The sequence below is a fragment of the Mesorhizobium sp. M0028 genome (genome assembly GCF_040323855.1).
In the GTDB taxonomy this organism is placed as follows: domain Bacteria; phylum Pseudomonadota; class Alphaproteobacteria; order Rhizobiales; family Rhizobiaceae; genus Mesorhizobium.
The window spans coordinates 38,773-57,478 of record NZ_JAMYVG010000024.1 but is presented as its reverse complement, the minus strand read 5'-3'; the positions used below and the strand labels follow the sequence as shown (position 1 = coordinate 57,478).

The following is an 18,706-nucleotide window of genomic DNA, read 5'->3' as shown; positions in this document are numbered from 1 at the left end:
ATGGCCGGGACAGCCTTTCGCAGCGGCAATCTGCCGCTGCGCGCCCCACACTACTCGCCCGGCTGCTTGCCCGGTTCGGAGTGCATGCGGCGGACACGGCGCACGCCCCACCAGACGAGCAGGACGGCGAGCGGCACCGAGGCGGCGGTGACCATTTCCGGCGCAAAGGCATGGCCGAAGATCGAGGCGCCCTTGGCGACGTAGCCGATGAGGCCGACGACATAGTAGGAAACGGCGGCGACCGACAGCCCTTCCACCGTCTGCTGCAGGCGCAATTGCAGGCGGGCGCGATTGTTCATCGATGCCAACAGATCGCGGTTCTGCTTCTCGACCTCGACGTCGACCCAGGTGCGCAGCAGCGTGGTGGCACGGGTCAGCTTGCGCGACAGATTGGCCTGGCGCTCCTCGACCGAACGGCACGTGCGCATGGCCGGCGCGACGCGCCGCTGCAGGAACCCGCCCCAGGTGTCGTAGCCGGGCACGGCTTCTTCCTCGAGCGCCTCCAGCCGCTCGCCGACGATGCCGTCATAGGCACGGCTGGCGCCGAACCGGTAGAGGCTGGAGGCGGCATCCGCCTCCAGTTCGGCGGCAAGTTCGGTCAGGTCGGCCAGCAAGGTCTGGCTGTCGCGGGTTTCGGCGACCTTCATTTCCAGCGTGGTCTGGGCCAGCCTGTCCTCGATGCGGCGGGCACGCCCCGAAAGCATCAGCGCCAGCGGCAGCCCAAGCATGGCCAGCGTGCGGTAGGTCTCGATATCGATCAGCCGCTGCGACAGCGCCCCGGTGCGCGCCGGTGTCAGCCCGCGATCGAGCACCAGCATGCGGGTCAAGCCGTCGCCATCCTGGCGGAAATCGGTGACGATGGCCGCGTTGCCGCGCTCGACCAGCGAATAGCACAGGCTGGTCGGGTCGAAGCCGGCGATCAGCCGCTCGTTCGCCGGTGTCCATTTGCGGATTTCGAGCCTGATGCCGGAAATCACCGTGCCCGGCGGCGAAAACCCGTTGCCGAAGGGGGTATCTTCTTGCCCCCTGCCGTTTTCGGCGAGCGGCCCTTCCCAGAGATAGGTCGAGAACTCCGTGTGCCGTTCCCAGCGCAGCGAGCCCTTGCCCCACTTCATCGCGTGATGGCGGGCATGGCGGTCGGGCGCGGCAATACCAAGGCGCTGCGACAGTTCCGAAAGCACTGCCAGATCGACGCTCGAGCCGCCTTCGGTCATGAAGGAAAGCTGCACCAGCACGCGCGGCTTTTCGACCAGCGGATGCGGTCGGGCGTGGACCTCGCCGAGCGCGCCGGGCCGACCTTCATGCGCCGGAAAGCCCATGACGCTGCCGCCCATGGCTTTGGCGCGCAGCTGGAATTCGAGATTGGACGGGTCGGCGTCTGGCACGGCTGGTCCCCCGGGCTTCTCTGAGCCCTTTGGCAATGATGTCCCTCTAGAGCGGTTTTATCGTTTTACGGAAACGCCGAACCGCTCTATCCCTTTGATTCTGCGCAATTCCGGACGGAAAACCGTTTCACACTTTTCCTGGAATTGCTCTAGAGGCAATCGCCAGGGGACGCAAACAGCCAGTTTAGCAGAAGGTGATATGAAGCCGCGGCTGTGAAACCGACCCGGCCGGGCGAATTGGATAAATAATTTGACCAGTTGGCGACGCTGGCTTTATCTTGCGCGACATCGGTTCAACCCCCAGGCACCCCGTTTGAGCGACATTTTCTCCCGGATCGAGCATTCGCGCACCGCCGACGAGGTGGTGCAGCAGATCGAGAACCTGATCCTCGAAGGCGTGCTGCGCACCGGCGACCGGCTGCCGGGCGAGCGCGAGCTGGCGCGCCAGTTCGAGGTGTCGCGGCCGATCCTGCGCGATGCCTTGAAAGCCTTGGAAGGGCGCGGGCTATTGACGACACGGCCAGGCGGCGGCACCCATGTCGCCGACGTCATCGGCCAGCTGTTCACGAAGCCGGTGGCCGACCTGATCTCGATGCATCGCAAGGCGGTGACCGACTATCTGGAGTACCGCCGCGAGATCGAGGCGGTGGCGGCGGAATATGCGGCGCGGCGCGCCACATCGGACGATCTGGCGCTGCTCGACCGCATCATGGCACGGATGGACGAGGCGCACCGGACCGGCAATTTCGACGACGAGGCGGAAATCGACGTTGAGTTCCATCACGCGATCTGCGAATGCGCGCACAACATCATCCTGCTGCACACGCTGCGCGCCTGTTACCGGCTGCTGTCGGAAGGCGTGTTCCAGAACCGGCGGCTGGTGTTCAGCGTGCCGGGTGCGCGCGAGGCGCTGCTTTCGCAGCACCGGGCAATCTACACCGCGGTCAAGGCCGGCGATCCGGCCGCGGCGCGGCAGGCGGCGATGGACCACATCTCCTATGTCGAACGGTCGATGGCCGAGGCCGAGCGCAGCGGCGACTGGCAGCGCGTGTCGCGGCTGAGGCTCAGGCAGCGCTCCGAGCCCGGTGATGGCGAGCCGGCAAGAAAACAGCCGTAGGCCGCGGCCAGAAAATTCAACGACGAACCAGCGAAGAACCAGCGGAAAAAGATCCATGAGCAGCATCCTCACCATCGCCGACCTCAAGGACCTGGCGCGCCGCCGTGTGCCGAAGATGTTCTTCGACTACGCCGATTCCGGCGCCTGGACCGAAAGCACCTACCGAGCCAACGAAGAGGATTTCCAAAAGCTCAAGTTCCGCCAGCGCGTGCTGGTCGACATGGACAACCGCTCGCTGGAATCGACCATGATCGGCGAGAAGGTGGCGATGCCGGTGGCGCTGGCGCCGACCGGCATGACCGGCATGCAGCATCCGGACGGCGAGATGCTGGCGGCGCAGGCGGCGGAAGAATTCGGCGTGCCGTTCACGCTGTCTACGATGAGCATCTGCTCGATCGAGGATGTCGCGTCGGTGACCAGGAAGCCGTTCTGGTTCCAGCTCTATGTGCTGCGCGACAAGGATTTCGTCTTCGATTTGATCGACCGGGCAAAGGCGGCGAAATGTTCGGCGCTGGTGCTGACGCTCGACCTGCAGATCCTGGGCCAGCGCCACAAGGATATCCGCAACGGGCTTTCGGCGCCGCCGCGGATGACGCCGAAGCACCTCTGGCAGATGGCGACAAGGCCGCGCTGGTGCGTCGGCATGGCCGGGACCAAACGCCGGAGCTTCCGCAACATCGTCGGCCATGCCAAGGGCGTCGGCGACCTCGCCTCGCTTTCGTCGTGGACGAAGGAGCAGTTCGATCCGCATCTGTCGTGGAAGGACGTCGCCTGGATCAGGGAGCGCTGGGGCGGCAAGCTGATCCTGAAAGGCATTCTCGACAAGGAAGATGCGATGATGGCGGCCAGGTCGGGTGCCGATGCGATCATCGTTTCCAACCATGGCGGCCGCCAGCTCGACGGCGCCTCGTCATCGATCATGGCGCTCGAAGAGATCGCCGATGCCGTCGGCGACACGATCGAGGTGCATATGGACGGCGGCATCCGTTCCGGCCAGGACGTGCTCAAAGCACTGTGCCTCGGCGCCAAAGGCACCTATATCGGCCGGCCTTTCCTGTACGGCCTCGGCGCACTCGGCAAGGAAGGGGTTACCAAGGCGCTGGAAATCATCCGCAAGGAGATGGACATAACGCTGGCACTGTGCGGAAAGCGTCTGGTCACCGACATGGGCAAGGATCAGCTTCGGCGCTAAAGTCCCGTGACAGCATGATCACGGAGGCGACGCAGGCATTGACGGAGCCCGGCATCAATTTTTACGAGGCGCGCGGACCGCAAGGCATGCGCCTTTATGCGATCGGCGATGTGCACGGCCGGCTCGACCTGCTGGCCGCCATGCACCGGCGGATCGAGGCGGAGCTCGGTCAAAGGCCGTCGGCCGATTGGCGCGTGATCCATCTCGGCGACTATGTCGACCGCGGCCCGGACTCCAAAGGCGTCATCGATTTCCTGATCGACGCGCAAAAACGCGATCCGCGTCACCTGATGCTGGCCGGGAATCATGATCTCGGCTTTCTCGATTTTCTCGATGTCCCCGATCAGGACGGGCTGTTCATGCGCTATGGCGGCATCCAGACGGCGCTGTCGTATGGTGTGTCACTTGGTGGGAGCAGCGCCTGGTTTGGCCGCGCCGATGCGGCATTGCGGCAAGGGCACGCCGCACTGGTCGAGGCGGTGCCGCAGAACCATGTCGAATTCCTGCGCTCGCTGCCCTTTTCAGTGACGTTCGGCGATTTCTTCTTCTGCCATGCCGGCATCCGGCCCGGCATTGCGCTGGAAAGCCAGAGCCCGCAGGACCTGATCTGGATCCGCGAGGTCTTCCACGATCACACCGGTCTTCATCCCAAGATCGTGGTGCACGGCCATACGCCGGTGCCCAAGCCCGAGATCACAGGCAACCGCGTCAATGTCGACACCCTCGCCTGGCAGTCGGGAAACCTCACCGCGCTCGTCGTGGACGGCGCGGACAAGCATATCCTGACAGTCACGGGTGAGCGGGCTTAGGGAAGGCGTGGGGTTATGAGCAGAGGGTCTAGCGAAGCGCGGCGGTGACGCCGTAGCCGTCGACGGCATTGTGGTTGTTGGCTGCGTCGGCGGAATAAATGCCGAGGCCGCACAAGACAATGGCCGACAACATGGCAAAGGACAAAAAGGCTGCTTTCACGGACGTCATCTCTTGTTGAGCTTCCTGCATCTATGCACGAGCGGGTTACCAATGCGTTGAAACGCAAAATTCGTCGCAAATGTCTGACGGTTTCGCGCTTCTAGGCATGTTCTGTATCGGCGGTGTGTCGCGCGGGTCACAGGATAGGTTCACCGCGGTTGCACGGAAGATGCAGAGCGGCGCCTTTTAGGCTAGCGGATTGACACAGGCCAAGGATGAAACGCGTTATCCCCGGCGGATTTGGCGCCGCGTGCCAAATATGCAACGTCGCCAAATAGGCAACGTTGGCTGTATGAGTCGTCAGATCGTCGCCACCCAGGCGCGGGCGATGGCCAGGCCGGCGGCATCGGCTTGCGGTCCGTTGCGGGCCATTTCATCGTCGAGCCGACCTGCCCATTCAGGATGCCGCTCGGCAATCAGCGGTGCGAAGGAGGTGCTCCAGTCGCGAACCATCGGCCGGTCGGCCTCGAAATGGAACTGGAAGCCATAGACGGCGCGGCCGATGCGGAACGCCTGGTTCTCGGCGACGGCGTTGCCGGCCAGCCGCACGGCCCTCTCAGGCAAGACAAAGGTGTCGTCGTGCCATTCGAAGATCGGGAATTTTTCGGGCAAGGCGGCGAGCACCGGATCGGCGTTCGCGGCCGCGGTGAGCGCGACCTCGTGCCAGCCGAACTCCGAAGCACCGCCGATCTGGTTCTCGCCGCCAAAGGCGCGCGCGACCAACTGGCCGCCAAGGCAGATGCCGAGCACCGCGCGATCCCTCTCGGCAAAATCGCGCGTCAGGTCGAGCAGGCCCGGAAAATAAGGACAGAGCTCGTCGTCCAGTGCATTCTGGGCGCCGCCGAGCACCACCATGGCGTCATGCCCGCCGCTATCTTGCGGCAGCGCGTCGCCGCGATAGGGCCGGCGCAGGTCGATATCGGCGCCGGCCTCGACAAGCGCCGCGCCGATCTGGCCAAGGCCCTCATTGTCGAAGTTCTGGACGACCAAGACCCGCATCGAAACCTGCTGACATGAAATAGATGCAGCGAGCGATATCATGGCGCCAGCATCGCAGCCAACAAGGAACGCCTATGCCACTGCAAAACCGGGTCGATCCGTTCGGCGCCATCCATGCCGTGCCGGAGCGCGGCCTGTTCATGGGCAATCGCGGCATCATTCACGACGCCGAGACGAGAACGCTGTTGAAGAAGCGCTGGGCGCTGCAAGCCTGGATCATCTGCGTCTGCGAATTCCGCAATGTGCGGCGCGAGCCGATGGGGCGCAACCGGCAAAGCGACGACCAATTGGGCGGCAAGGCCGGCTGGACCGAACTGTTTTTCCTCGACGAGGTGACGGCGCTGGCGGCCGGGCACCGGCCGTGCTTTTTCTGCCGGCGCGAGCGAGCCAGGGATTTTGTCCAGCGCTTCGGCGACGCCTTCGGGATTGCCGAGCCGCGCGCGCCGCAACTCGACAAGCGCCTGCACAAGGAGCGCCTGGCATCGGGCGGACCGGCGCCGAGACTGGAACCGGAGGCGCTTGCGGACTTGCCGGACGGCACGATGATCTCGTCAGGAAACAGGGCGTACGCCCTGTTTGACGGCGCCGCGCTGTCCTGGAGTTTCGGCGGCTATCGCGAACCGGTGGGGTTCGGCGGTTTTACCGACGGTCCAATCCACATGCTCACGCCGGCGACAACTGTTTCGGTGCTGCAGCAAGGCTACGAGCCTGTCTGGCATCCTTCGGCCGAGGCTTGACGCCGAGGGTGACGTTGCCGCATTCCTCCGCGATGCGCGCCAATTACAAGATGCAGCGGCTGTTCGTACCGGACGAGCTTGGACCGGATACCGAGTTCGACGTCGGCCCGCAGCAGAGCCATTATCTCTCGCATGTGCTGCGGCTCGGCGAAGGCGCCGAAATTCTGGTGTTCAACGGCCGCGACGGCGAATGGTCGGCGGCGATCGCCGCGAAATCGAAGAAGGCGTTGCGCCTGAAGGTGCTGGAATTGCAGCGGCCGCAGCCGCCGCTGCCCGATCTCGTCTATTGCTTCGCGCCGCTGAAGCAAGGACGCCTCGACTACCTCGTGCAGAAGGTGGTGGAGATGGGCGCCGGCATCCTGCAGCCGGTCATCACCCAGCACACGCAAGTGGCAAGACCCGGCATCGAGCGCCTGCGCGCCAATGTCGTCGAGGCGGCCGAACAATGCGGCATACTGGCGGTGCCGGAGGTGCGCGAAGCGGAAAGGTTCGAGCGTCTGCTGGCAGGCTGGGACAAGGGGCGGCGGTTGATCTTCTGCGACGAGGATGCCGCCACCAACAATCCGCTGCCGGCATTGCAGGCGGTGCGGGAGAACAAGCTCGCGCTGCTGGTCGGGCCGGAGGGCGGCTTTTCCGACGAGGAACGCAGGATGCTGAGAGCGCTGCCCTTCGTTACCGCCATTCCGCTCGGGCCGCGCATCCTGCGAGCGGATACGGCGGCGGTGGCGGCACTGGCGCTGATCCAGGCGACAATCGGCGATTGGTGATCAATTCCCGTTACCCTCTGGCTCAGGATTTTTCGCTTGATCGGCTACTGACATTTCGTCCATCTAGCGCCGGCGGTCGTGCGACTGCTCTGCAGCGCAGCGCGTCCTTTCGGGCGCGCAAAGGACGCTGTAGCATATTGATTGGGCACATGATCCTTTCCGAAAATCGAAGCCGATTTTCGGGGTCGTGTGCGGAGGGCTATTATGGCGCGCGATACTACCGATTTCCGGCCGATAGAAAGCGTCGACGAACTCGTCGAGCATCTGGCCGAAGGCAACAAGCCGCGCGACAAATGGCGGATCGGCACCGAGCACGAGAAATTCCCGTTCTATATCGACGGCAATGCGCCGGTGCCCTATGGCGGCGAGCGCGGCATCCGCGCCATCCTCGAAGGCATGCAGGACAAACTCGGCTGGGACCCGATCATGGATGCCGGCCGCATCATCGGCCTGGTCGAGCCGACCGGCCAGGGCGCGATCTCGCTGGAGCCCGGCGGCCAGTTCGAACTGTCCGGCGCCCCACTGGAGACGATCCACCAGACCTGCCGCGAAGGCAATGCGCATCTGGCGCAGGTACGCGAGATCGCCGAACCCATGGGCATTCGCTTCCTCGGCCTTGGCGGCAGCCCGAAATGGTCGCTGGCCGAGACGCCGAAAATGCCGAAATCGCGCTACGAGATCATGACCCGCTACATGCCCAAGGTCGGCACCAAGGGTCTCGACATGATGTACCGGACCTGCACCATCCAGGTGAATCTCGACTTCGAGAGCGAAGCCGATATGCGCCGCAAGATGCAGGTGTCACTGAAGCTGCAGCCACTGTCGACGGCGCTGTTTGCCAACTCGCCCTTCACCGAAAGCCGGCCGAACGGCCTGCAGAGCTGGCGCGGCGAGATCTGGCGCGACACCGACAACCAGCGCTCCGGGCTGCTCGAATTCTGCTTCTCGCCCGATTTTGGCTTTGCCGATTATGTCGAATGGGCGCTCGACGTGCCGATGTATTTCGTCATCCGCGACGGCCAGTACCACGACATGACGCACGTCACCTTCCGCCAGTTCATGGCGGGTGCTGCCGGTAACGAACTGCCGGACGGGCTGCCGACGATGGGCGACTGGGCGAACCATCTGTCGACGCTGTTCCCTGACGTGCGGCTGAAGCGCTTTCTCGAAATGCGCGGCGCCGATGGCGGGCCGTGGCGGCGCATCTGCGCGCTGCCGGCCTTCTGGGTCGGGCTGCTCTACGATGCGGCGGCGCTCGACGCGGCCGAGGCGCTGACCTCGAGCTGGAGCTATGACGAAGTGCTGGCAATGCGCAACGCAGTGCCAGAACAGGGCATTTCGGCGCCCTTCCGCAACACGACGTTGCGCGAGATCGCACGCGACGTGCTCGTCATCTCGCGCATGGGACTGAAGAACCGGGGCCGCAAGAACCGCGACGGCTATGACGAGACCTCGTTTCTCAACACGCTGGACGAGGTCGTCGCGCGCGGCACGACCAGCGCCGAAGAGATGCTGTCGGCCTACCACACACGCTGGGGCGGCTCGATCGAGCCGGTGTTCATGGAATACGCGTATTAACGCTTCGCTATCCGCATGAGCCACGGTCCGGCAAATTCGCTTCAATCAATGATGGAAACGAACTAGGCTTCTCCAACGAGGATTTTCCCGGAGGAGAAAACAATGCCTTCCTTGTTCGATATTCTGGCACAGGCCCAGAACGGCAACGGCATGCAGGCGCTGGCCCAGCAGTTCGGGCTGTCGCAGCAGCAGACGCAGGCGGCGGTCGCGGCGCTGCTGCCGGCCTTTTCGCAGGGGCTGAAGCGCAACACAGCGGACCCTTATGGACTCGGCTCCTTCATGACGGCGATGGCCAGCGGCCAGCACCCCAAATATTTCGAGGATGCAAGCCGGGCCTTCTCGCCGCAGGGCCTCGATGAAGGCAACGGAATTCTGGGGCATTTGTTCGGCTCGAAGGATCTGTCACGCGCCGTCGCCAGCCAGGCCGCGCAGGCGAGCGGTGTCAGCCAGCAGGTGTTGCAGCAGATGCTGCCGGCAATTGCCTCGATGATGATGGGCGGGCTGTTCAAGCAGACCACCAACCAGTTAGGCGGGCAGATGCATGCGGCAGGGGGTGGGCCCGGCGGCGGCAATCCGCTCGGCGAGCTCATCGAGCAGATGATGCGGCAGGCGGGCGGCGGCAGCCAGGCGCCGGCCCCTCAGCCTGCAGGCCCGGCGGACAATCCGCTCGGCAAGGTCCTGCAGGATATGTTCGGCGGCGCACAGCAGCCGCAACAGACGCAGAGCCCTTACGGCGACAACCCGCTCGGCAAGCTGTTGCAGGACATGTTCGGCGGCGGGCAGCAGCCGCAAACCCAGCCGCAGCAGACACAGAACCCTTATGGTGACAATCCGCTCGGCAAAGTACTGCAGGACATGTTCGGCGGTGGTGCGCAACAACCGCAGCCGCAGGCGCGTCAGGCGCCCCAGCAGCCCCAGGCGCCGCAGCCGCAGGCCAATCCGAGCGGCAGGCCGAGAAATCCGTTCGACGACCTGTTCGGCAAGATGTTCGAGACGGGTGCCCAGCAGCGCGACGACTACCAGAAAGGCATGGAGTCGATCTTCGACCAGTTCAAGCAGGGTATGGGCCGGCGGTAGACTAGACACCGGCATCCAATCATCAGTGCCGCCCAAAAAAGAAAGCCCGGTCCTGGGAGGACCGGGCAGCGCGCAGGCTGGCCGGGGGGATCCGGCAGGGAGTGGGGAGCCTGCGTAACTTGGTGGCGTCGTGCCTCAAAAGGTTCAATGCAACCAAAATCGCGACTTTGTGCGATCAGGCCACCTTGCGGGCAATATCCTCGATCGTTTCGGCGCGCTCGACCGCGATAACGCGAAGCCTCTCGGTCGGATCGCGGCCAAAGGGCACACCGACAGCGACGTGCAGGTCGGCTCGGGTCAGGCCGATGTCGGCGAGTTCGGCATCCGACATCTCGCCGAGGCGATAAAAGGCGCGGCGGTTTTTCCAGGCGCGGTAAACATTGGCAGCGGCATTGGCCACGCGCGTCGCAACGGCCGGACGCGAGGTGATGCGCGAGGTCTCGGTAGCGAAATCAAACGTAGCCATGTCGGTCTCCTTCACATTCGAACGAGCGAAACCAGTCGATCGGGCGCTGGCGACAGCGGCCGTTCCGGCTTCGATTCACATGCCTTCATGTGGACAGTCGGAATTTGCCACGGCGCGATTGATTAATCCAACGAATGTTTCTAATCTTTAGCATCAACATCAATGATGGATTAGACCGATGAAAGCGCCGCTCGATCTCGATCAGTTGCAGACCTTCATCTCGATTGTCGACACCGGCAGCTTTACCCGCGCGGCGGAAGCCGTGCATCGCACCCAGTCTGCGGTGTCGATGCAGATGCGGCGGCTCGAAGAGCGGATCGGCAAGCCGCTGTTCGAAAAAGACGGCCGCACCAACCGGCTGACCGAGGAGGGCGACAGACTGCTCTCCTACGCAAGGCGGCTGCTCTATCTCAACAAGGAAACACTGGCCGCCTTCGACGACCGCCGGCTCGAAGGCACCATCCGCATCGGCACGCCGGACGACTATGCCGATCGCTTCCTGCCCGAGATCATGGCGCGGTTTGCCCGTTCCAACCCGCATGTCGAACTGACCGTTATCTGCGAACCGACGCCGGGACTGGTCGAACACATCAAGCGCGGCAATCTCGACCTGGCGCTGGTGACGCACAATGACGCGCGCGGCCAATCGGAAGTGGTGCGGCGCGAACCGCTGCTGTGGGTTACTTCGGCCAATCATGCGACGCATGAGCAGCCGATCCTGCCGATGGCCTTCGGCCGGCCGAACTGCATCTGGCGGCGGGCCGCCGCCGACGTGCTCGACCAGCAGAACCGCGACTACCGCATCCTGTTCACCAGCTTCTCGGCCACCGTTATCGCCGCGGCGGTGCTTTCCGGCCTGGCGATCTCGGTGCTGCCGGAATGCGCGCTGCGGCCCGGCATGCGGGTGCTGGGCGAGGCCGACGGTTTCGGCGCCCTGCCCGATTGCCGCATCGGCATCATGCGCGGCCAGACCTCGCGGCCGGAGATCGTCGACGCGCTCGCCCGCCATATTTCGGAAAGCCTCGACAATATTTCCGTGCCGCTCGGCGAGGAGACCGGCACGTTCGATTTCGCCGCCCTCGCCTTCGCGCAGATGAAGCGGACCAAGCCGAACCAGATCCTGCCGGGCTGGTAGGGCTTCGTGTCTCATAGCGCCATGGGGCCTGCCACCGCGGAGCCGATGCAAGTTAGGGCTCAATGACGACGGAAATTCAGTGCGACGAGGATCATCGCCGCGGTACCGGCAGCGGCGAGATAGACGGCCATCCGCACACCCTCAGCGGTAGCGACGCGCAGCGCTTCTCCTGTCAAACCGCCGGTGCCGGCGTTTGCAACGGCTACCAGGACAGCCAGCCCCACTGCGCTACCGACCTGCTGACCCGTGGATGCAATGCCTGAGGCGATGCCTTGCTCATGCGCGGCAACGCCCTTGGCTGCGGCTGCGAACATTGTTGGAAAGGTGATGCCGCCGCCGAGGCTGAAGACAATCAGTCCGGGGACCAGGTCGGCATAAGTGCTGTCCGCCGACATGGCCATGCCCAGGCCCGCCGTACCAATCGCGCCGATCGCAAGGCTGACGACGAGTGTGTTTCGTGTACCCAGACGGGTCGCCATCCGACCGCTCAGCGCATTGCCCGACAAGACGGCCAACATCGGGACCATGAAGGCGAAACCAGTCTGCAGAACGCCGAAGCCCTGCACTGTCTGGAAGTAGAAAGACAGGAAATAGAGCAAAGAACCGAACGTGGCGGTGAACAGGAATGTGGTGACGACGCCGGTGCTGAGGTTGCGGTTGGCCAGCAGCCGCAGCGGCAGCAACGGGTCGCGGCTATGCGCCTCTATGGCCACGAAGAGCGCCAGCAACAGGATCCCAACGGCAGCGCTGACCAGAATACCCTGTGAGGCCCAGCCGTACTCTGGACCCTGGACGAGCGTGAAAACGAGCAGGGTGGTACCGACCGTCGCCGTCAATGCGCCCGGCAGATCGAACTTGCCGCCTGACTGGTACCCGCTGTCTCCTAGAATCACCGGAAAGGCCGCCACGATCGCGATGCCGGCCAAAGGCACGTTGACGAAGAACACCGCCTCCCAGCCGAATGCCTGGGTCAGCACGCCGCCAAGCAACGAGCCCAGAACCATGCCCCCGGCACCAGAGCCGGCCCATACGGACAAAGCGATATTGCGTTCGCGACCTTCGCTGAAGGTGGTGTTGACCAGCGACAGGGTGGCCGGGAAAAGAAAAGCGCCGCCCAAGCCCTGCACGGCGCGCGCGGCAATCAGGATCTGAGGCGTCGTGGCGAAACCGCCGACCAGCGAAGACACTGCGTAGAGGACAAGCCCGAAAACGAACATTCGCCGACGCCCAAGCAGGTCGGATGCCCTGCCTCCAAGCAAGAGGAAGCCGCCAAACGCAACCGCATACGCACTCACGACCCATTGCAGGGTCTGCGCCGAGAAGCCGAGGCCCAGGCCGATCTCGGGCAAAGCGACAAAAACGATATTGTAGTCGATCGAAATAATAAGCTGGGCAAAAGCCAGCAATGTCAAAACCAGACCAAACCGTGGTCGGGCCGATACGTCAGCCACGCTCGAGTGGTGGCTCATATTCAACTGGTCGGTCATGCCGATTCCTTTTTCCAAATGGAGCCCAGCACCCGCTGATCAGCGCGGCAATTGGCAAGGTAATATCTGGACGAAACAGCCAAAATGGCATAGAATTGGAAGCATCGTCCTCTATTGGCAACGATGTGCGACTGTGCTGGATCTGAACGATCTTTATTATTTTGCGAAGGTGGTCGAGAAACAGAGCTTCACTGCCGCAAGCCACGCGCTTGGACGATCAAAGTCCAACATCAGCCGGCGCATCATCGAGCTCGAGAAGCAGCTGGGCGTCTGTCTTATCCAGCGAACCTCCCGCAGCTTCGCCGTCACTGATATCGGCCAGGAGGTCTATCAGTTTGCTGTGGGAATGCTGGTCGAGGCGGAATCGGCCGAAGGCGCCGCGGCGCGACGACTGGCCGAGCCCAGCGGTACGGTCCGCTTCACCTGCTCGATCGGCATGGCGCAGTCGTTCCTGGCGGAATTGCTACCCCGGTTCCTTTTGAAGTTTCCCAAGGTAAACATCATCCAGCACGCGACCAACAGGTATGTGGATCTTGTCGACGAGGGGTTTGACCTTGCGCTTCGCGGCCATGTCGAGCCGCTGCCCGATTCCAGCCTGATCCAGCGTCGGTTCGCGCCGACGCCCTGGCATCTTTTCGCCGCACCCATCTATCTTGCCGGCGCAGGCACACCGACAAGCCCACAGGACCTTGCCGACCATGGCGGCCTCGCACTGAACGGGCCGACCGGCGGGGCGGTCTGGAATCTGCGCAATATCGGCGGCGAGACTGTCCTGATGCCGCTCACGGCGCGCTTGCGCAGCGACGATCTGGGAACACTGAAACAGGCTGCCATTGCGGGCTTGGGGATCGTGGCGCTGCCGGCCTATTTCTGCCAGGCCGAAACAGGCAATGGCACATTGCAACGCATCCTGCCGCAATGGACGGCGGGAGAAGCTGGGATCACTTTGCTGTCGCCTTCGGGGCGCAGCCTGTTGCCGGCGGTTCGAGCGTTCAGCGATTATCTGGCTGCCGAATTTTTGGCCGTAGCGAGATGATGGGATCGCGTTATGACACCCGGCCGGATACAGGCGCCTTGACGGCGGCCAACAACCGTCCCCCAATCGGCCGATGAGCGACGCAGCATCCGAATCACGCACCAACGCCACCGAATATACGGTGAGCGAGATTTCCGGCGCGCTGAAGCGCACGGTCGAGGACGTCTTCGGCAATGTACGGGTGCGCGGCGAGATTTCCGGCTATCGCGGGCCGCATTCCTCCGGCCATGCCTATTTCTGCCTGAAGGACGATCGCGCGCGGCTCGACGCCGTGGTGTGGAAGACCACGATGAGCCGGCTGAAATTCCGTCCAGAGGAAGGCATGGAGGTGATCGCCACCGGCAGGCTGACCACCTATCCCGGAAAGTCCAACTACCAGATCGTCATCGATAATCTCGAGCCGGCCGGTGCCGGTGCGCTGATGGCGCTGCTTGAAGAGCGCAAGCGCCGGCTGCAGGCCGAAGGCCTGTTCGACGCCGGCCGCAAGCGCCGGCTGCCCTTCATGCCGGGCGTCATCGGCGTCGTCACCTCGCCGACAGGCGCCGTCATCCGCGACATCATCCACCGCATCAAGGACCGCTTTCCGCTGCATGTGCTCGTCTGGCCGGTTCGGGTGCAGGGCGAAACGGCGGGAGCGGAAGTGACCGCTGCCGTCAACGGCTTCAACGCACTGCCATCGGACGGCGCCATCCCGCGGCCCGACCTGTTGATCGTGGCACGCGGCGGCGGCAGCCTGGAGGATCTGTGGGGCTTCAACGACGAAGCGCTCGCCCGGGCCGTCGCCGCTTCGGGCATTCCGTTGATTTCCGCCGTCGGCCACGAGACCGACTGGACGCTGGTCGATCTGGCGGCGGATGTGCGGGCGCCGACGCCGACGGGCGCCGCCGAAATCGCCGTGCCGGTCAAGGTCGACCTCGAAGCGACGCTTGCCGGTCTCAGCGCACGGTTGAAGACCGCGGTGTCGCGCAATTTCGAACGCAAGCGGCAAGCGGCGCGCGCGGCCGCCCGTGCGCTGCCCTCGCCCGACCAGTTGCTGGCGCTGCCGCGGCGGCGCTTCGACGAGGCGACGAGCCGGCTTGGCCGGGCGCTGTCGGTCAGCGTCGAGCGCAAGCGGGCCAGACTTCTGGGGCAGCGGCTGACGCCGGCCACCTTGTCGCGGCGCATGAACGAAGCCCGCACGCTGACCCGCCGCGACCTCGCCCGTGCGCAAGCGGCGTTCCTTGCCATCGTGCGCGAGCGTCGGGCGCGGTTTTCGCGCACGGCGGCCAGACTGTCACCGGCGCCGATCGCGAGGCGGCAGAAACTGCAAGGCGATGCCCTGCTGGCCCTGACGCGACGGCAGGACCACGCGATTTCGAGACGACTGGACCGTCTGCGTGGAAAACTGACGCAGGCCGATCGGTTGCTGGCGACGCTCTCGCACAAGGCCGTGCTGGCGCGGGGCTTCGCACTGGTCAAGGATGTGGACGGCGCGGTGGTCAAGCATGCGGCGGACGTGGTGTCGGGAATGGCGCTTTCGCTGGAGTTCGCCGACGGCACCGCGGATGCAGTCGCCATCAGTGGCACGGCGCGGCCGAAGACGGTTGCCAAGCCCGCGGCCAAGCTCAAGGCGCCGGGCGGCCAAGGTTCGCTTTTCTGAGGAAGAAATGACCGACCCTCATCTTGCGACGCCCTCGGGCAAACCGCGCGCCCGCGCCTTTGCGATCCCATTCGATGGCACGCCGGGCCGCTTCAACGCCATCACCGATGTGCCTGGCGTGACGGTCGGCTATACCACGCTGATCTCAGGGGACGGGCCGCTCGTTGTCGGCAAGGGTCCAGTACGCACCGGCGTGACCGCGATCCTGCCACGGCCCAGGGGCGAACTGGCCGTACCGGCGTTCGCCGGCGTGTTCAGCGCCAATGGCAATGGCGAACTGACCGGCTCGCATCTGATAGAGGAACTCGGAGCGTTCAATCTTCCCATCACCATCACCAACACGCATTCTTGCGGCGTCAGCCGCGACGCAACGCTGCGCTGGATGCAGAAGGTGCTGCCGCAATCGCTCGACAGCGCCTGGGCACTGCCGGTAGCGGGCGAGACTTATGACGGCTTTCTAAACGACATCAACGGCCACCATGTGAGCTTCGAGCATGTATTTTCGGCGCTCGAGACGGCTGAAAGCGGGCCGATCGAAGAGGGCAGCGTCGGCGGCGGCACCGGCATGATCACCTTTGGCTTCAAGGCGGGATCGGGCACATCCTCGCGCAGCGTCGACTGGAACGGAGAGCGTTTCACGATCGGCTGCTTCGTCCAGTCGAATTTCGGTGCGCGGCGGAACCTTGTCGTGCGTGGCGTCAGGGCCGGAGCGGAACTCGCCGAACCGGCGATCCGGGACAACACGCCGCGAGCGGAAAAGAGCTCGATCATCGCGATCGTCGCCACCGATGCGCCATTCATGCCGCATCAGTTGAAAAGACTGGCGAAACGCGTGCCGCTCGGCGTCGCGCTGACCGGCGGCTATGGATACAATTCATCCGGCGATATTTTTCTCGCCGTCAGCACGGCCAATGCCGATGCGGCGCGCGGCGCCGCCGGCAAGCTGGTCAGCGCCGGCTACATACCGGATGCCGACATCAACCCGTTCTTCGACGCCGTCGTTCAGAGCGTGGAGGAAGCCATCCTCAACGCGCTGGTCGCCAATGATGACATGACCGGGCGCGACGGCAATTTCGTACCGGCGTTGCCGAAAGCATGGCTCGAGGAGAGATTTGGCAAGGCTGCGCGGCGATAAGACCGCGCAACTGCATCAGACAGGCAATAATCGCCCGGCAGGTTTTGCCGGGGGCGATCCGTCAGCCGGCAGGCTTGTTGGAATTCTGCTCGTCCTGATCGGCCTCGGCCGCCTCTTCGAGCCTCGAAGCAATGAGCTCCTGAATGTCGCCGACCTCTTCCTGGATATCCTCCAGGGGTATGCCGGCTTCGGCAGCTTTGGCCGCACATTCCCTGGCGAGGGTCTCGGCCTGCTTCTCGATTCTGGCTGGCGAGGGCTGGCAATGGACTTTTTCGCCAATCCACCCGCGCAAGAACTCGATCGCGTGTTCACTCATACTGCTGTTTCCCTAGCGGCTATGCCGATTGGTAATCATAAACGTCGGCATCTTCGAAAAGATGCGTGCTGCCATTCGAGCCGAGTCGGCTTCGCCCGGCAAGCCGAACTTGTCCGAGGTCCACAGAGATGAAGGGAATGGTGGGTTCAAGGAGCACGTTCTGGTTCTTGAGGACTGATTCTCTCGACGAAACTCGTTTGACCCGCGCTATTGTTTCTATTTGCTTTTTTTCGGTTTTCAAGCCGTTTTAGATCACAATAGATAACACAATAGCTAGCACATTTACCGCGCACTCGCCGGCACCACGTAAAAGGCGAGCCGTCAAAGCCGCCGCTATATAGTGACAACCATTTGCAATGTCGACTCTGCCCGCGATCCTGCTTCTATCCGCCGCGCTTGCCGGGAGATATGTGGTGTGGCGGGCCTTGTGGTGCAAACTGCCGAGCGCCTCATGCAAGGCATGCAATAGCGTCTTGTGGAACCCTGAATTGCTTGTCTCAGGGTGGCTCTCTACCGCTGGCGATAAAGGATCATGCCGGCATGATAGAGAACGCCTTCGACGAACTCTCCGTCCGCGGTGAAGCCCGTATCGTCCCAGTATTCTATGTGGTTTCCCTGCACTTCATAGCGTCCCCGATAGGCGCTCTCGCGGTCACCGCGCGCTTCGTCATAACGGCCGTTCGGCAGGAGTTCGTGCCTGATATGGCGATCCTCGGTGACCCACATTCCGACATAGGGGTGATCTTGGCGCGTCATTGATTCCTCCGCAAGGATTGGAGTTGAAGGAAGGGTCAGGCCGGTTGGGGCTACAGCAACGGCAATACCCGTAAGCATTGCGGCCAAAGTGGATCGCATCAATGCGCCGCCTTCGTCGGACGCACGACGATCTCGTTGACGTCGACATCGTCGGGCTGTTCGATTGCGTAGCGCACTGCCCTGGCGATGGCATCGGGTTGCAGGGCAATAGCACGCCAGGTTTTCATGGCGGCGGCAGCGGCTTCGTCGGAGATCGTGTTGGCCAGCTCGCTTTCCACCACGCCAGGATGAATGCAGGTTACGCGGATATCGTCACTCTCCTGGCGGAGCCCATCGGAAATCCCGCGGACAGCGTATTTCGTTGCGCAATAAACGGCAGCCGTGGGCGAGACGGCCAGTGCGCCGATGGAACCGATATTGATGATATGCCCGGAGCCGCGTGCCGTCATCTCCGGCAGGACCGCCGCGATGCCGTACAGAACACCTTTGATGTTGACGTCCACCATCAGCTCCCACTCGTCGACCTTCATGGCTGCCATGGCCGAGAGCGGCATGACGCCCGCATTGTTGACGATGACGTCGACCTGGCCCCATTCGGCCCGCGCAGCATCGGCGAATGCTGCGACATCCGCCCTTTTGGTGACGTCGAGCGCTCGTACGCGAACGATTCCACCAGCTGCCTCGATTTCGGCTGCGAGGACTTCAAGGCGGTCGGTGCGCCGTGCGCCAAGCATCAGCTTTGCACCTGCCGCGCCAAGTTCGCGGGCGATGCCAGCACCGATGCCGCTGGAGGCACCGGTGATCAGAACAACTTTGTTCATGGTCATCGAGATAATCCTTTTGGTTCAGCGGTTATTTTCACGATGTGAAGGATGGCGTGCGGGTGAGCTCCCGCAGTGCGCCAGCCTTATTTGG

Annotated in this window: 19 protein-coding genes; 11 read left to right on the top strand and 8 right to left on the bottom strand. The window is 63.5% G+C overall.

Annotated elements, in window-relative coordinates; translation table 11 throughout:
* Positions 1–50 precede the first annotated feature (50 nt).
* Entirely contained in the window at positions 51–1,334 is a 1,284-nt protein-coding gene (locus tag NKJ93_RS28945; RefSeq protein ID WP_023716470.1) for a DUF3422 family protein, read from the bottom strand.
* 364 nt (positions 1,335–1,698) lie between these two features.
* Between NKJ93_RS28945 and NKJ93_RS28940 the strand changes: the two genes are divergently transcribed.
* Genes NKJ93_RS28940 through NKJ93_RS28930 form a run of 3 tightly spaced genes read left to right on the top strand, consistent with a single transcriptional unit; the run spans position 1,699 to position 4,503 of the window.
* Positions 1,699–2,502, top strand: coding sequence for a FadR/GntR family transcriptional regulator (locus NKJ93_RS28940; protein WP_352592576.1), 804 nt, complete (start codon positions 1,699–1,701; stop codon positions 2,500–2,502).
* 55 nt (positions 2,503–2,557) lie between these two features.
* Positions 2,558–3,694 (top strand): alpha-hydroxy acid oxidase, encoded by a 1,137-nt coding sequence (locus NKJ93_RS28935; protein WP_352592573.1) that lies wholly within the window; start codon positions 2,558–2,560, stop codon positions 3,692–3,694.
* Positions 3,695–3,732: 38 nt separating this feature from the next.
* A complete protein-coding gene (locus tag NKJ93_RS28930) occupies positions 3,733–4,503 on the top strand; it encodes a metallophosphoesterase family protein (RefSeq protein WP_023716467.1) in 771 nt (256 codons plus the stop codon).
* A 28-nt stretch (positions 4,504–4,531) separates the two neighbouring features.
* On the opposite strand, the gene NKJ93_RS28925 is transcribed toward NKJ93_RS28930, so the two are convergent.
* The gene (locus NKJ93_RS28925; RefSeq protein WP_023716466.1) at positions 4,532–4,672 is read right to left on the bottom strand and encodes a hypothetical protein; all 141 of its coding nucleotides are present in this window, start codon (positions 4,670–4,672) and stop codon (positions 4,532–4,534) included.
* A gap of 291 nt (positions 4,673–4,963) precedes the next feature.
* The gene (locus NKJ93_RS28920) at positions 4,964–5,662 is read right to left on the bottom strand and encodes a type 1 glutamine amidotransferase (protein ID WP_023716464.1); all 699 of its coding nucleotides are present in this window, start codon (positions 5,660–5,662) and stop codon (positions 4,964–4,966) included.
* Positions 5,663–5,736: 74 nt separating this feature from the next.
* Here NKJ93_RS28920 and NKJ93_RS28915 point away from each other — a divergent pair, with 74 nt between their 5' ends.
* The 4 genes from NKJ93_RS28915 (at position 5,737) to NKJ93_RS28900 (ending at position 9,821) form a co-directional block, all read left to right on the top strand.
* Positions 5,737–6,399, top strand: coding sequence for a hypothetical protein (locus NKJ93_RS28915; RefSeq protein WP_352482363.1), 663 nt, complete (start codon positions 5,737–5,739; stop codon positions 6,397–6,399).
* 32 nt (positions 6,400–6,431) lie between these two features.
* On the top strand, positions 6,432–7,166 hold the full coding sequence (locus tag NKJ93_RS28910) for a 16S rRNA (uracil(1498)-N(3))-methyltransferase (protein ID WP_352592621.1): 735 nt from the start codon (positions 6,432–6,434) through the stop codon (positions 7,164–7,166).
* Positions 7,167–7,370: 204 nt separating this feature from the next.
* Positions 7,371–8,744, top strand: coding sequence for a glutamate--cysteine ligase (locus NKJ93_RS28905; RefSeq protein WP_352493847.1), 1,374 nt, complete (start codon positions 7,371–7,373; stop codon positions 8,742–8,744).
* Positions 8,745–8,846: 102 nt separating this feature from the next.
* Positions 8,847–9,821 carry a DUF937 domain-containing protein gene (locus NKJ93_RS28900; protein WP_352592570.1) on the top strand — a complete coding sequence of 325 codons (975 nt, stop codon included), beginning with the start codon at positions 8,847–8,849 and terminating at the stop codon, positions 9,819–9,821.
* A gap of 175 nt (positions 9,822–9,996) precedes the next feature.
* Here NKJ93_RS28900 and NKJ93_RS28895 read toward each other — a convergent pair whose 3' ends face one another.
* Positions 9,997–10,287, bottom strand: a complete 291-nt coding sequence (locus NKJ93_RS28895; protein WP_023716459.1) for a DUF1127 domain-containing protein — start codon at positions 10,285–10,287, stop codon at positions 9,997–9,999.
* Between the two features lie 178 nt (positions 10,288–10,465).
* Here NKJ93_RS28895 and NKJ93_RS28890 point away from each other — a divergent pair, with 178 nt between their 5' ends.
* A complete protein-coding gene (locus NKJ93_RS28890; RefSeq protein WP_352592567.1) occupies positions 10,466–11,422 on the top strand; it encodes a LysR substrate-binding domain-containing protein in 957 nt (318 codons plus the stop codon).
* A gap of 59 nt (positions 11,423–11,481) precedes the next feature.
* Here the strand turns inward: NKJ93_RS28890 and NKJ93_RS28885 are convergent, their stop codons facing one another.
* Positions 11,482–12,909 (bottom strand): MFS transporter, encoded by a 1,428-nt coding sequence (locus NKJ93_RS28885; protein ID WP_198030444.1) that lies wholly within the window; start codon positions 12,907–12,909, stop codon positions 11,482–11,484.
* A 133-nt stretch (positions 12,910–13,042) separates the two neighbouring features.
* On the opposite strand from NKJ93_RS28885, the gene NKJ93_RS28880 reads away from it, so the two are divergent.
* The 3 genes from NKJ93_RS28880 to NKJ93_RS28870 all read left to right on the top strand — a co-directional run bounded on the left by NKJ93_RS28880 (position 13,043) and on the right by NKJ93_RS28870 (position 16,719).
* Positions 13,043–13,945 carry a LysR substrate-binding domain-containing protein gene (locus tag NKJ93_RS28880; protein WP_352592564.1) on the top strand — a complete coding sequence of 301 codons (903 nt, stop codon included), beginning with the start codon at positions 13,043–13,045 and terminating at the stop codon, positions 13,943–13,945.
* Positions 13,946–14,018: 73 nt separating this feature from the next.
* Complete coding sequence (xseA, locus tag NKJ93_RS28875) at positions 14,019–15,584, top strand: exodeoxyribonuclease VII large subunit (protein ID WP_352592561.1); 1,566 nt, start codon at positions 14,019–14,021, stop codon at positions 15,582–15,584.
* 7 nt (positions 15,585–15,591) lie between these two features.
* Complete coding sequence (locus tag NKJ93_RS28870; RefSeq protein ID WP_023719383.1) at positions 15,592–16,719, top strand: DmpA family aminopeptidase; 1,128 nt, start codon at positions 15,592–15,594, stop codon at positions 16,717–16,719.
* A 61-nt stretch (positions 16,720–16,780) separates the two neighbouring features.
* On the opposite strand, the gene NKJ93_RS28865 is transcribed toward NKJ93_RS28870, so the two are convergent.
* The 3 genes from NKJ93_RS28865 to NKJ93_RS28855 all read right to left on the bottom strand — a co-directional run bounded on the left by NKJ93_RS28865 (position 16,781) and on the right by NKJ93_RS28855 (position 18,618).
* A complete protein-coding gene (locus NKJ93_RS28865; protein ID WP_023719384.1) occupies positions 16,781–17,035 on the bottom strand; it encodes a DUF768 domain-containing protein in 255 nt (84 codons plus the stop codon).
* 510 nt (positions 17,036–17,545) lie between these two features.
* Positions 17,546–17,890, bottom strand: coding sequence for an Atu4866 domain-containing protein (locus NKJ93_RS28860; RefSeq protein ID WP_502895967.1), 345 nt, complete (start codon positions 17,888–17,890; stop codon positions 17,546–17,548).
* Positions 17,890–18,618, bottom strand: coding sequence for an SDR family oxidoreductase (locus NKJ93_RS28855; RefSeq protein ID WP_352592558.1), 729 nt, complete (start codon positions 18,616–18,618; stop codon positions 17,890–17,892). Before NKJ93_RS28855 ends, NKJ93_RS28860 begins: the two co-directional genes overlap by 1 nt.
* Positions 18,619–18,706: the final 88 nt, after the last annotated feature.